Below are 12,492 nucleotides of genomic sequence, written 5' to 3'. Positions count from 1 at the left end.
CGGCCTCCCCCTCGAACGTCACCGGGTCCTCTATCCCGGCCTCGGCGAGGACGAGGTTCTGACGGTCGGTCGACTGGCGGTACGTCGACACCCACTTGTGGAACAGATTGGCCATGCCGCCCCCCGTTCTGGTGGTCGCATTCGCCCCTGGGGCTCAGGCGAGGGCGGCGACCAGCAGGGTGAAGGCGGCGATGATGACGGCGACGCGGACGTAGTGCCAGCGGTCCCAACGGTTCGCCTGCTCTTTCCAGTCCTCGGGCCGGTTCTCCGGGGTCCACGTCTTGCTCCGGTTGTTGATCGGGACGAGCAGCAGGAGCGACATGATCACGCTGAGGATCAGCAGTGCGGCGGCGGTGACGACGAGTCCGGTGCCGTGGTGGTGCCATCCGGCGATGGCCCAGACCGCGGCGAGGACGAGCGAGCCGATGTACCAGACCGGCATCACGGCGCCGAGCATCCGGCCCCCGTGGGCGCGGCCGAGTTGGCCGCTGTCCTCCGGGAGGGCGTTGAAGATCGGGTTGATGACGAAGGCGACGGAGAACTCCACCCCCACCATCAGGCCGACGACCACGGTGGTGAAGACCTCGAGTGCGTTGAGCATGATGACCCTCCCGGGATCTAGCGTTGCTAGCTGACGAGGCAACGCTAGCGCTACTACTGCTCGGTTGTCTAGCAGTGCTAGGATCGAGCCATGTCGGTACAGGAACGCAAGCAGCGCGAACGGGCGGACCGCGAACGCCTCATCGTGGCGACGGCCCGCGAACTCGCCGAGCAGCAGGGCTGGGACGCGGTCACCACCCGCCGGCTCGCCGAGCGCATCGAATACAGCCAGCCCGTCCTCTACAGCCACTTCCGCGGCAAGCGCGAGATCATCGGTGCCGTCGCCCTCCAGGGCGCCGCCGAGCTGGCCGTCGCGCTGCGGGCCGCGACCGCCGCCGCGGACGGTCGGCGTGCCCGGGTCGCCGCTCTCGCCCGCGGCTACCTCGCCTTCGCCGAGCGCAACCCGGCGGTCTACGACGCCCTGTTCCAGCTCGACGGCGGCCTTGCGTACGCGCAGGAGGACACGCCGGAGCCACTGAAGGACGCCTTCGCCGCCCTGCTGGAAACCCTCGGCGAGGTCGCCGGGGACGGCGTCCACCCAGGGCTGTTCACCGAGGCGTTCTGGGCGGCACTGCACGGGCTGGCAACCTTGACCCGGGCGGGACGGCTGCCGCCGGGGGACACCGAGCAGAGGGTGGAGCTGCTGGTGGACCGGCTCGCCAAGCTCTGACACACCGTCCGGGCGGGCGGCCGACACGGGTGCTCGGCTCCTTCCCCAGGTCGCTCACCTCACGCATCGGATCACGTCGTCCTGGGCTGCCCCTGGAGTCATGACGATGATCCTGGGTTCTCGCCCAGCTCTTGCCGGTCGTCTCGGTCCATTCGGTCTCGGTCTCGTCCCCGTCGAGACCGCCCGCACAGGCGGGTCGCGCAGTGAGGGCAGGCCGCCGTCGACCGAGGTGGAGGCACAGAAGCCGTATCGGCCGAGCACGTTGAGGTGCGCGAGCTTGAGCGGGGAGACACGGGCGACGTCCTCGTCCAGGACGTCGCGCTCGCGCTCGTCGGCGGGCAGCGCCCGCACCCCCTCGACTGCGGCGCCCGGATAGCGGCTCATCCAGCACACGACGGGATTCAGCACCAGACCGAGAGCGCCGGGCTGGCCCTCCTGACCTGTCCGCGTGTCGTTGCGCCTTGCTCTCGCGACGCGAGGCAACCGGAGGTGTTGCATTCCAGGACCGTCGATGTGATGCGCATCACCGTCTGCGTGCCTCGGGTCGAGCATACGCGATCATGACCGGATGGACGCTCGTTTCCTTGGCATCGCTGAGCTGGTCGAAGCCCCGTCCGTGGCGGTCGTGGTCGACGTCATGCGTGCTTTCACGGTGGCTGCCTGGGCCTTTGCCCAGGGGGCGGAAAAGATCGTTCTTGCTGAGTCTCTGGACGAAGCCCTGGCACTCAAGGCTCGCCACCCGGATTGGGTGGCGCTCAAAGACGGTCCGCCGACGCCTGGGTTCGACACCGTCAACTCGCCTGGCCTGCTGCGGTCCATTGACCTTGGCGGCCGGACCGTCGTGCAGAAGACCACGGCGGGGACGGTCGGCGCCCTTGCGGTCAAGGAGGCGTCGCTGGTGCTGTGCGCCGGCTTCGTGGTGGCGGAGGCAACAGCTCGGCTCTTGCGGACGCGCAAGAGTGACAGTGTCACGTTCGTTGTCACTGGCGAGGACGGGCGGGCCGACGAAGATCTGGCGTGCGCTCAATACATCGCTCGGAGGGTCACCGAGGCCGGTACGGATGCAGTTGAGTTCCTCCGCCGCGCTGGCGAGTCGCGCGCCGCCGCCGAGCTGGCGGAGGGTGTGCGTCAAGGAGTTCATCCTGATGACGTCGCACTCTGTCTTGAGCTCGACCGGTTCCCCTATGCCATGGTGGCGACCTTGGAAGACTCGCTCATGGTCCTCCGTCCGTGCGCCGTGCCTTCGCTGACCGACGAGGCTTCGGCCTGATCGCTGGTGAGGTCCGACTCTCGCCCTGCGAGAGCCAGGATCCGGTCGGGTACGCGGATCAGTTGCATGTCCCGATGACGGTGCCTCGGGGTGGCGGCAGGCCTTAACCGGCCGGACGCGGACGTGAGATGCGCGTCCGGCGTACGCCGACGCTGCGGGTTCTCTGTTACCCGGAGCCGGCCCACAAGCGCGAATGCCTCGGCCTGGGGGGCGCGGTCCCGAGGAACGTCGAGGAACCACAGCAGGCGGTACCAGCGCAGCATCTCGTACGCGTAGCTGCGGCCGGTGAGCGGACGTGTGTCGTCAAGTGCGCGTTCACTCAGGTACGGGACGACCGGCTCCCGACTTCACCCGTGGCGTCGAGGACGGTGTACCCGGGGTATCTGGTCTCCAGCTCGATGACGGAGCCGACGCGGGGGACGGTCACTCGCCCTTGTTGCGGGGAGGGTGCGCTGTCCGCCGCCCGCTGTCCGCTGCGCTCGTCCGAGGGGCCGGTCGGCGGTGTCGTTCGAGGCGGCGACCGGTGTCAGCCGTACACACGGGCACTGCATCCCTGATGCAGTGCCCGTCAACTTGTCTTCCGCGGACGCAGCAGGACCGCCGCCATCGTGGCGGTGATGACCAGACCGACGGCGGCGAGGGTCAGCACGGTGGCGAAACCGTGGTCGTAGGCCTGTTGTGCCGAGCGCAGCAAAGTCTGCCCGGTCCGGGACGGAAGGGTGGCCGTGAGGTCCTCGGCGGCCGCGAACGACTCCTCGGCCACAGCCCGACCATCCGGACCAAGGCCCGGCACCTGGGGAAGACCGGTTCGGTACACGGCCGTCAGGACGCTGCCGAGGACGGCGACGCCAAGGCCCGCGCCCAGTTCGAAGGACGTCTCCTGGATGGCGGCCGCCTCCCCGGAGCGTTCCGGCTGCGCGGCGCTCAGGATGGAGTCGGCGCCCAGGGTCATCACGATGCCGGCGCCGTACCCCGCACCCAGCAACGGCACGACCAGCACCCCATAGTGAGCGCTGTCTCCGACGACGGCCATGGCGGCGAGGGCAGCGGCGAAGAGGGCGAGCGCCCCGGGCAGGACCCATCGGCTGCCCCACCGGTTCGCGACCCAGGGCGCCGTGACCGCGCCGACAGCGTTGGCGCCCGCCAGCGGCATCAGCGCGACTCCGGCGCGCAGAGGCGAGTACTCGCCCACCTGCTGGAGCCACTGGGTGAGGAAGAACAGCAGGGCGACGTAGGAGCCGAAGCAGCCGATGACGCACAAGGTGGCGGTGGTGAAGCGGCGTTCACGGAAGAGGGAGAAGTCCAGCAGCGGCTCGGCGATGCGCCGCTGACGACGTACAAAGACACAGAGCAGAACGCTCCCGACGACGGCCGTGGTGACAATGACGCCGTTCACACCGGCATGCTCCCCGGCCTGCTTGAGCGCGTAGAGCACGCCGGCCAGGCCGGTGACGGACAGCGCCACACCGGCCAGGTCCCAGCGGCGGGGAACGGGGTTCCGGGACTCGGGGATGACCCGGGCACCGACAACCAGGATGACAACGATCACGGGGACGTTGATCAGGAAGACCGCGCCCCAGCCCCACTTCGCGGTGACCAGACCGCCCACCAGCGGACCGATCGTGGCGCCGACACTGTGGGCGGATGTCCAGACGCCGATGGCGACGGCCCGTTCACGGTCGTCGGTGAAGACGACCCTGATGATCGCCACCGTGGATGCCATGATCATCGCCGCGCCGACTCCCAGCGTAGCGCGCCCGGCTATGAGTTGTGCCGCAGACGTCGAGAAGGCGGCCGCCGCCGAGGCGAGGCCGAACGCGACGAAACCGCTGAGCACCATGCGGCGCCGGCCGATCCGGTCGCCGAGCGTGCCGCAGGTCACCAACAGGGCCGCGAGCGTGAGCGAGTAGACGTCGACGATCCACAGCAGCCCTGCGGGAGAGGGCTCGAGCGCCCGGCTCATACTGGGCACGGCGACGTGCAGCACCGTGAGGTCGACACCGCACAGCAGCAGGCTGCCCGACACCACGGCCAGAACCAGCCACCGCTGCCTCGGCAGGGCCACCGAAGGCTCCGCATGCTCCGTCTCTGCCATTGCTCGCACCGGTGCGGGTTGCTGCTCTATTGACATATTCTCAGTTTCAGGAGTGCCAACTCGGGCCACAAGTACGGTCTTTGATGTCCACTAGTGCCACGCTGTATACCAATGGAGGTCAGCCGTGCGTTCCAGTGTCGAAGAAACCCCGGATCACTGCGCCATCGAGTTCGCCATGGAGATGCTCGGGGGGCGTTGGAAACTGGCTATTCTCAAGCAGCTGTTCGCAGGCACCCATCGATTCGGTGAACTCAGGCGCGCGCTGCCGGGCATCACTCAGCGCATGCTGACCCGCCAGTTACGGGAGCTGGAAGCCGACGGGCTGGTGACGCGGACCGTGTACCGCGAGGTGCCGCCGCGGGTGGAGTACGCGCTCACGGACGTCGGGCACAGCCTGGACTCCATCACGGAGGAACTGGACAAGTGGGGCCGCTGGTACCGCGAGACTGTACGCCGCGAGGGCCCGCCCGGTCCTCGACCACCCGCCTGACCTGGGAGATGGCTCCACGATCAGGCGTCACAGCGTCGTGTACACCTCGCCGTGGCCCAAGCGGGTTCCGCGCGGCCTCTCGCCGGAGCGCTCGGGTCGGCCGATGTTCACCACGAGTAGTACCGAGAGGATGCCTGCCGGGAAGAACTCCTGGTTGCCGCCGTGCTCGCCGAAGCCTCTTTTGGGTAGGGCAGCAAAGCCAAACAGGCAGCCGACGGAGCAATGTTCAGCTACGCGGACCGTTCCCGCTGGCGCGCGATTCTCGGCGTACGGATCCGCGAACCCGGGAAATTCGGAAATCAGGCACTGACAACGGCGAGGGCCTGTCCGGCGGATCATGCCGTGCGGCCCACCGGCGCTGAATCGCAGTAGCGACCCGCCGGACAAGGAGCTGGGTGGGGCAGGTTGGGTCCGTCGATAAATGCCTCGACATCGGTCGCGGTGATCGGGGACGCTTCACGCGATGACCAGAATCGACGACACGCCGCCCGCGTGGGACGAGCGCACCCAGCTCACCACGTTTCTCGACTACGCACGTGACACCGCCCGCGCCAAGTGCGATGGCGTCTCTGCGGAGAACGCACGCAAGGCGCTCCTGCCGGGCTCGCCGCTGATGACCATGGGCGCAGTGATCAACCACCTCCGCTGGGTCGAGTACTACTGGTTCCAAGTGGTCTTCCTCGGCGAGGAGGACCGGGGCCCCTGGACCGAGGAGGACCCCGACCGCGAGATGCGTATCGCCGTCGACTTCCCGCTCACGCAGCTACTCGACGAATACGCCGAACAGAGCGCCCGCTACCGCGAACTGGTCGCCGGGAACGACCTGGACAAGCAGGCCGAGGGAACCATCCGCAACGGCCTCCACGTCGACCTGCGATGGATCCTCCTCCACCTCACCGAGGAGACCGCCCGCCACAACGGCCACCTGGACATCCTGCGCGAGATGCTCGACGGCACGACTGGCGACTAGAAGATCATGGGCGGAGCCAGAGTCGGATCGAGGCGACGGTGACGGTGCCGTGGAAGATGCAGCCGCGCTTGTCGAACCTCGTGGCAGAGGCGGCGAGGTCGCATCACGCGACCGCGGTCCCCTCGAGTTCGACCATCTGGCCGGGGATCGCCAGCCGTGTCACCCCGAGCATCGTGGTGGCCGGCGCCACCCCGGCGGCGCCCAACCGCGACGCCAGCACGCCGTAGTGCTGGAAAAGCAGATCGACGTCGGTGGTGTAGACGTTGAGCCGGACGAGATTCGTGAGGGACATGTCGGCCTCGCCGAGCACGGCCTCCAAGTTGTCGAGGCTCAGGGCCAGTTGGGCCGCCATGTCACCGTCATGCCGGGGCTTGCCGTCGCTGCTCATCGCGGTCTGCCCGGCGCAGTACAGGGTGCGGGTCTGCCCGGAGACGAGCTCCCCCTGGTTGAATCCCATCTCCACCGACCACATCACCGGGTTGACTGCCGTTCGTTCCAACGCCACATCAGCTCCATTCGATTCATTGGGCGTACGTACGTCGATCGGCGCGGTAGCCGCCCATCTTTGACGTCGTGTTGAAAGCCTCCCAACGAAGCACGACATCCTGTGTCATGTATTCCGGTAGGGTTTTCGTATGCGTGCCGACCGACTGGTCTCGCTGGTGCTGCTGCTGCGCCAGCGCGGTCGACTGTCCGCGGCCACGTTGGCCCGCGAGCTGGAGGTGTCCACCCGCACCGTCCTGCGTGACATCGAGGCGCTGTCCTCAGCCGGAGTTCCGGTCTACGCCGAACGCGGCCGACACGGCGGTTTCGCGTTGCTGCCCGGTTTCCATACAGAGCTCACGGGACTGAATCACGACGAGGCGCTCGCCCTGCTGATCAGCGGATCACGGCGCGGCTCGCAGGCATTCGGCCTCGGCTCGGCGCTCGCTTCGGCCATGCTCAAGGTGGTTGACGCGCTGCCCGAAGGTCATCGGGACTCGGCGGCCGGCGCGGCGCAGCGATTGCTCATCGACCCGGAGACCGACCTCCTCTCGCGCCGCGTGGTCGCTGAGGAGGTGCCCGACGCCGTAGTGACCGAGGTCCGGCGCGCGGTGTTCGCCGGACACAAGCTGCGGATCCACTACGCGGCGGTGGACCAGGCCCCGAAGTGGCGCACGGTGGACCCGATCGGCCTGGTCACCGTACGCGGCCAGGGTTACCTGCTGGCCACGAGGTCCGGCGCGGACCGCACCTACCGGCTGGCCCGGGTGCTGGCCGCCGAGGAACTCGACGAACCCGCACAGCGCCCAGACCAGGTCGATCTGGACCGGGCCTGGCAGGAACGCAGCACGCGGTTCCGTACCGGCGGCGACCAGGTCGCCGTGCTGGTACGGGTGAACCCGGCGCGCCGCGAGGACTTGGTGAGCACAGCACTGGCCGTCCGCACCGAGGAAACCGACGCGGACGGCTGGCTGCGGCTGGAGGTGACCTTCCAGGATTCGAGGCACGCCGAATGGGCGCTATGGCAGCTCACCACGAACGCGGAAGCCCTCGCCCCGCAGTGGTTGCGCACCTCCCTGCGCGATCGCGCCGCCGCGATCGCCACCTGCTACGGAGTGTCATCCTGAGACCCGTTGTCTTCCGCGGGCCGCGACCGACGCGATTCGGACCGTTCCGTACCGCTGGGCGCCGAGCGCGCCCCACGACGCGTGCGCAGCGGGCGGCGCTGCCTTGTAGCAGGCGGGCGTAGTCCATTCGTCCGTTGGCGGTCTTCATCGAGTGGAGCACGTCGAACGTGTCGGCATCGCCTGTCCACAGCGTGCTTTGGTGGCTCCAGAGGCCCCGCCGACCCGCAACAGCTAAAGGCTGATCCCCGCAGTCTGTCAGGATCGATCCATGGCAGGGCACCCAGTTGGTCATCAAGGACCTCATCATCGACTGCGTTGATCCGGAACGGCTGGCCTCGTTCTGGGCCGAGCTCCTGGGGAGACCGATCGCGGCCAGGACGGGCCCGTACGTCTGGCTCGCACGTGGTCAGGGTCCAGGGATGGGCTTCCAGAAGGTCGCCGATACGAAGGCCTGCAAGAACCGCATCCACTTCGATGTTGCCTCGCCGGACCCGGCCTCCGAGAAGGCGCGAGTCGAGGCGTTGGGCGGTCGGCTGCTCGCCCCCCCCTGAGCTCGCCACCGCCAGGCGCTCACGGGTGCGCGCATCGCGACCAGGTGACGCCCACCGGCGCGGCGTCCGGGTCTGTCTGCGAGCGGTGCTGCGGGGCGACGTAGTACGGCCGGCCGTAGCTGATCGGGATCATGCCCTGCGGCTCGATGGATCCGTCCACCCGAACGGTGTGGTTGGTCGGCAGCGGCAGGCCGACAAGGTCTTGCTCGCTGGGCGCAAGCGCGGGTCCGTCGGGCGGGGCAACGCCGAGCCCGGCAGAGACACAGGGGGTCTCGCGGTCCTCCGCCGTGCAGAAGGACGGTGCCGGGCCGGCTGCCGACCCCAGTGTGGACCTCATGAAGCCACACCGTGGGCTCCTCGGTGGCCGCGTGCGGCTGGACCGGGATAGCAACCATTCCGAAGACGATCGCACCCGGCCATGTGGCCGTGCCCCTCATGCTTCCGGCGTCGGCTGCCGCAGTGTCCTGTGCGTTCAGGCAGAAGCCGCAGCGGCGCCTGCTGTCACAGTGGCCGGCCTCCGGACAGGGATTCGGCTGACGCCGTGTCTGGGACGATGGGCTGTTTCAGGTCCAGGCAGCGGCGCAGCCGTTACGCCGGGCAGGTCCATGCCCCTCGCCGTGCGCGCCGCCGACGCCGTCGCCCGCCGTTCGGCGAGCTGCTGCTGGGGAGCGAGCGTGGTCGCGTCGTCGGCAGCGGCGTCGAGGACGACCAGTCCCGGCCCCCTCACGAGGGTTCCGTTGGTCGGCTCCATGCCAGGCACTACGCGCTTGCGGCCATGCGTCTTTGCGCAGAACCGCCGCCGGCGGTACGGCTATCGGGTCTTGCGGGCGCCGCCGTTGACGTTGAGGACCTGGCCCGTGATGTGGCGGGCGGCCGGAGAGGCGAGGAAGGCGACCGCGCCGGCGATGTCGTCCGGGGTGCCGGGACGGCCGGTGGCGGTCGCGGCGATCAGGGTGGCGCGGCGCTCGTCGGCGAGCTGGTCGCGGAAGAACTCGGTGTCGGTGATGTAACCGGGCGAGACCACGTTGGCGGTGATGTCGCGGGGTCCGAGGACATCGGCAAGACTCAGGTTCCAGGTGGCGAGGCCCGCCTTGGACGCGCCGTAGGAGTCGGCTCCATGGTCGGCCGCGATGGAGCCGAGGTGTATCACCGCGCCCCCCGGGGCTAGGCGGTCGTCGAGGGCCCTGGTGGTGAGGACGGCGCTGACGAGGTTCGCGTCGAGGTTGGCGCGGAAGTCCCGGGCGTAGGAGGCGAGATCGGTCTTGCCGTCGGCGTCGAACACGATGTTGCCGCCCGCGTTGTTGACCAGTACGTCCACGCGCTCGGGGAGTTCGGCCACTAGCCGCAGGAGGGCCTCGGGGTCGGTGTGGTCGCAGGTCAGGGGACGGACGCCGGTTTCGGCCGCGAGCTCGTCAAGGGGGCCTGGGCGACGGCCGGTGACGATGACCGTGTCGTTCTGGTCGGCGAAGTGGCGGGCGATGGCGCGGCCGATGCCCGTGCCGCCGCCAGTGACCAGGATGGTGCGTGACATACGATGAACTCCTGGGTTCAGATCTAAATTTAGATCTAAACGTAACACTGGAGAGGGCCGGCATGGCAAATGAACCCCTCACGCCGAAGGGCATGAGCTACCCGATGGACGGCGCGTCCACATACCCCGTGCAGGACATCGCGGCCGCCTGGGAGCGCGAGCGGCCCGGCACGCCCGTCGCGTCGATCGGGATCGTCACGCCCATCTGGCGGCTGGCGAAGCTGCTCGGCGACGACCGGCGACGGGTTCTCGCGCGGACCGGCGTCGATGCCGCGACCCTCGACCTGCTGAGCGTTCTGCGGCGAAGTGGCGATCCGTACACGCTGAGCACACGCGAACTCAGTCGGCGGTCACTCGTCACCGCGGGCGCCATCTCGCAGCGCGTCGCCCGTGCCGAAAGCGACGGGCTCGTCACCCGCCGACCCGGTCAAGGGCGACCGCGCACCGTCCTGGTCTGCCTGACCCAGGCCGGGCACGACCTGGTCGAGACCACCGTCGACCACGTTCTGGGCCGGGAGGCCGACCTGATCGGCGGCCTGACGAGCGAGCAGCAGCACCAACTCACCGAGCTGCTGCGGATACTGCTCCAGGATGTCCAGCACCGGCTCGGCGACGACCGTATCTCCCACGTCGGCGACGAGTGACAGGCGTACTGCCGGAACGGCATCCAAGGACCCGGCATTCCCCGTCGGCCGGGAACCCTCGGCCGAGCTGAGCGGATGAGGTCGGGTGAAAGCCCATCCGTCTTCCTCCGACACAGCGAAAATGCACCAGTGGACGGCGAATGCCTGCCTCCTGTTGCTCCAGCCCCCGGGTTGGCGTGACGCCGTATCCGATCGGGGTCACGGCCCGGCGTGTGACATGACCGGCCAGGAGGTGGGGAGGCCGTGAGAGCCGGAACGCGTGCGAGCGGAGTGCCCGAAGTGCTCCTTCGTGGCGAACTTCAGCGAGGGTTGAGCAGTCCGGTGAGAGGGCCATGCCGGCCCTCGTCGCCAGTCGGGACGCACGCCGACCGCTGCCCCGGGCCCGGCACCCGGTGCAGGAGTCCACTCTCTCGATACCCGCCGTCGCGGCAGCCATCGGCATCAGCGATCTGCAGGCATTCAACAAGGCATGCCGCCCCGGCGACTCCGTGAACGGCCAAGGCACTTCAGCGCATGAGTCTCAGGCGCGTAAGGCGGCGCTGGGTCTCCGCCATTCGGTCCCGGAGGTGCTCCGGCGGCAGTCCTGCCGCGAGTCGGGCCAGTTCCTCGAAGATCGACAGGTACGTTCCATCGCCGCCCTCGCCCCGCAACTCCCGTTCCCGCTCCACGAATGGCCGGACGGCGTTCCAGACCGAGGTGATCCGGGTCCGCAGGACCGTGGCCATCAGGGTTTCGTCGAGCAGCCCGAAGACTGCGAGGTTGGCGAAGGACTGGTAGTAGTACACGACGCTGTAGAAAGCCGCTTTGGCTTCCCCCGGCAATCCTCGTACTCCCGCCTCCGGGTCGTTCTCCACCCCCAGTCGCGTGCACACGTAGTCGTGCTGCTCGTGAAACTCGGCGGACCGGAACTCCCCGAGCAGATCGACCATCACCGATATGTGGTTCGCGTGCTGCGCGATGCGGGCCTGCCGCGCGCCGAACACGATGGAGGTCACCACTGCCACGACAGCGACGGCCGTGGTCACGACGTTGAAGACGACAGAACTGTCCATCCGGTCACCGTACGGAGCCTTCGCCGCGAGCGCATGCATGGCGAGGCCTCGAAAGTGCGTCAGGTGCCCGGGGGCACCGGCCGCCCCTCCCCCGGTGGCTGTCCGACAGGGCCTCCTGGCACACCCGCAGCAGGAGCCCCGACGCGCGACCGCCCGCCTCGGGGGCCCAGGCGGGCGGTCGGCCGTGGGGCGCCCGGCATCAGCCTGCCAGGCGGGGGCAGGGCACCGGGCGTACGGCCTTCCTCACGTGTGATGTGGCACGCGTCAGTCCACGATCAACTCGGCACGCACGGCCGGGGCCTGCCCGACGAGCGCGCCGCCGAAGTCCCCCTCGACCTCCGCCTTCTCCGCCGCGTTCGGATACGGGTTCGTGCACGCGGTGCCCGCGGTGGAACCGGACATCAGGCTCGAGCACGGTCCGGGCTTGATATCGGGCAGGCCCAGGATGTGCCCGAGTTCGTGGGCGGAGATACGGACCGTGTCGTAGCCCTGGTCGACGGCCTGACGCCCGATGTAGACCGTTCCGTTGCCCAGGGTGGTGGGCAGGGCGCGCGGCCAGCCGTTGTCCGCGAGGACCCGTATGTTCGCGCGTTGCCCGGCGGCGGCCGGCCGCAACTCGACGGCGTCGACGCTCTCGTTCCAGATGGCCGCGCCCCGGTCGACCGCGCTCCTGAACTCCGCGGAGCCGCCGGCGTCGTAGGTCAGGACACGGGCGGCCAGGGGGGCGCCCGCCGTGTCGGGGGAAGCGGCCACGGCCTGGCCGCCCGTCAGGGACAAGGACACCACCACGGCAGCGGCAAGGCCACCGGCCAGCGTACGGACGTGCATGATCGACCTCCTTGTGGGGGAAGGGTAGTCGTGCTCATGACATTCTCTGCCTCACTGCCCGGTGAAGGTGGCGGTGAATCCGTCAAGAGAGGCCCGTCATCAGCTGGTCCAGGCTCACTCCGAGGCCCAGGGTGTCGGCGACCTCCTCCGCCCGCTCGTCGAGGTCCGCGCCGCCGAGCCC

General features: G+C 69.0%; 16 protein-coding genes and 1 pseudogene. 8 read left to right on the top strand and 9 right to left on the bottom strand.

Annotated elements, in window-relative coordinates; all coding sequences use genetic code 11:
- Window positions 1–154: 154 nt before the first annotated feature.
- The gene (locus AB0959_RS19315; protein ID WP_366827622.1) at window positions 155–601 is read right to left on the bottom strand and encodes a DUF1772 domain-containing protein; all 447 of its coding nucleotides are present in this window, start codon (window positions 599–601) and stop codon (window positions 155–157) included.
- 90 nt (window positions 602–691) lie between these two features.
- Between AB0959_RS19315 and AB0959_RS19310 the strand changes: the two genes are divergently transcribed.
- Complete coding sequence (locus tag AB0959_RS19310; RefSeq protein ID WP_366827621.1) at window positions 692–1,270, top strand: TetR/AcrR family transcriptional regulator; 579 nt, start codon at window positions 692–694, stop codon at window positions 1,268–1,270.
- A 54-nt stretch (window positions 1,271–1,324) separates the two neighbouring features.
- On the opposite strand, the gene AB0959_RS19305 is transcribed toward AB0959_RS19310, so the two are convergent.
- The gene (locus AB0959_RS19305) at window positions 1,325–1,768 is read right to left on the bottom strand and encodes a Tn3 family transposase (protein ID WP_366827620.1); all 444 of its coding nucleotides are present in this window, start codon (window positions 1,766–1,768) and stop codon (window positions 1,325–1,327) included.
- A 70-nt stretch (window positions 1,769–1,838) separates the two neighbouring features.
- Between AB0959_RS19305 and AB0959_RS19300 the strand changes: the two genes are divergently transcribed.
- Window positions 1,839–2,540: a 2-phosphosulfolactate phosphatase gene (locus AB0959_RS19300; protein WP_366827619.1), complete on the top strand. Its 702-nt coding sequence runs from the start codon at window positions 1,839–1,841 to the stop codon at window positions 2,538–2,540.
- Between the two features lie 568 nt (window positions 2,541–3,108).
- Here AB0959_RS19300 and AB0959_RS19295 read toward each other — a convergent pair.
- Complete coding sequence (locus tag AB0959_RS19295) at window positions 3,109–4,635, bottom strand: MFS transporter (protein WP_366827618.1); 1,527 nt, start codon at window positions 4,633–4,635, stop codon at window positions 3,109–3,111.
- A 124-nt stretch (window positions 4,636–4,759) separates the two neighbouring features.
- Here AB0959_RS19295 and AB0959_RS19290 point away from each other — a divergent pair, with 124 nt between their 5' ends.
- Both AB0959_RS19290 and AB0959_RS19285 read left to right on the top strand, forming a co-directional pair.
- Window positions 4,760–5,125: a helix-turn-helix domain-containing protein gene (locus AB0959_RS19290; protein WP_366827617.1), complete on the top strand. Its 366-nt coding sequence runs from the start codon at window positions 4,760–4,762 to the stop codon at window positions 5,123–5,125.
- Between the two features lie 463 nt (window positions 5,126–5,588).
- Window positions 5,589–6,095 (top strand): DinB family protein, encoded by a 507-nt coding sequence (locus AB0959_RS19285; protein ID WP_366827616.1) that lies wholly within the window; start codon window positions 5,589–5,591, stop codon window positions 6,093–6,095.
- Window positions 6,096–6,198: 103 nt separating this feature from the next.
- Here AB0959_RS19285 and AB0959_RS19280 read toward each other — a convergent pair whose 3' ends face one another.
- Window positions 6,199–6,594 carry a RidA family protein gene (locus tag AB0959_RS19280; RefSeq protein ID WP_366827615.1) on the bottom strand — a complete coding sequence of 132 codons (396 nt, stop codon included), beginning with the start codon at window positions 6,592–6,594 and terminating at the stop codon, window positions 6,199–6,201.
- Window positions 6,595–6,730: 136 nt separating this feature from the next.
- Here AB0959_RS19280 and AB0959_RS19275 point away from each other — a divergent pair, with 136 nt between their 5' ends.
- Both AB0959_RS19275 and AB0959_RS19270 read left to right on the top strand, forming a co-directional pair.
- A complete protein-coding gene (locus AB0959_RS19275) occupies window positions 6,731–7,705 on the top strand; it encodes a WYL domain-containing protein (protein ID WP_366827614.1) in 975 nt (324 codons plus the stop codon).
- Between the two features lie 284 nt (window positions 7,706–7,989).
- Complete coding sequence (locus AB0959_RS19270; RefSeq protein ID WP_366827613.1) at window positions 7,990–8,256, top strand: VOC family protein; 267 nt, start codon at window positions 7,990–7,992, stop codon at window positions 8,254–8,256.
- Window positions 8,257–8,275: 19 nt separating this feature from the next.
- On the opposite strand, the gene AB0959_RS19265 is transcribed toward AB0959_RS19270, so the two are convergent.
- The 3 genes from AB0959_RS19265 to AB0959_RS19255 all read right to left on the bottom strand — a co-directional run bounded on the left by AB0959_RS19265 (window position 8,276) and on the right by AB0959_RS19255 (window position 9,787).
- Window positions 8,276–8,593, bottom strand: coding sequence for a hypothetical protein (locus AB0959_RS19265; protein WP_366827612.1), 318 nt, complete (start codon window positions 8,591–8,593; stop codon window positions 8,276–8,278).
- Window positions 8,594–8,728: 135 nt separating this feature from the next.
- On the bottom strand, window positions 8,729–9,007 hold the full coding sequence (locus AB0959_RS19260; RefSeq protein ID WP_366827611.1) for a DUF6207 family protein: 279 nt from the start codon (window positions 9,005–9,007) through the stop codon (window positions 8,729–8,731).
- A 60-nt stretch (window positions 9,008–9,067) separates the two neighbouring features.
- On the bottom strand, window positions 9,068–9,787 hold the full coding sequence (locus AB0959_RS19255; protein WP_366827610.1) for an SDR family oxidoreductase: 720 nt from the start codon (window positions 9,785–9,787) through the stop codon (window positions 9,068–9,070).
- 92 nt (window positions 9,788–9,879) lie between these two features.
- Here AB0959_RS19255 and AB0959_RS19250 point away from each other — a divergent pair, with 92 nt between their 5' ends.
- Window positions 9,880–10,431 carry a MarR family transcriptional regulator gene (locus AB0959_RS19250; protein WP_366827790.1) on the top strand — a complete coding sequence of 184 codons (552 nt, stop codon included), beginning with the start codon at window positions 9,880–9,882 and terminating at the stop codon, window positions 10,429–10,431.
- A gap of 362 nt (window positions 10,432–10,793) precedes the next feature.
- Window positions 10,794–10,907 (top strand): annotated as a pseudogene (locus AB0959_RS19245) (AraC family transcriptional regulator); the annotation flags it as partial.
- A 30-nt stretch (window positions 10,908–10,937) separates the two neighbouring features.
- On the opposite strand, the gene AB0959_RS19240 reads toward AB0959_RS19245, so the two are convergent.
- Complete coding sequence (locus AB0959_RS19240) at window positions 10,938–11,483, bottom strand: hypothetical protein (protein WP_366827609.1); 546 nt, start codon at window positions 11,481–11,483, stop codon at window positions 10,938–10,940.
- Between the two features lie 264 nt (window positions 11,484–11,747).
- Window positions 11,748–12,311 carry a snapalysin family zinc-dependent metalloprotease gene (locus AB0959_RS19235; protein WP_366827607.1) on the bottom strand — a complete coding sequence of 188 codons (564 nt, stop codon included), beginning with the start codon at window positions 12,309–12,311 and terminating at the stop codon, window positions 11,748–11,750.
- Window positions 12,312–12,492 lie beyond the last annotated feature (181 nt).

Origin of the sequence: Streptomyces sp. NPDC046862, from assembly GCF_040704615.1 — a bacterium.
Lineage (GTDB): Bacteria > Actinomycetota > Actinomycetes > Streptomycetales > Streptomycetaceae > Streptomyces.
The sequence above is the reverse complement of the archived record's forward strand: the minus strand, read 5'-3'. Positions and strand labels throughout refer to the sequence as shown.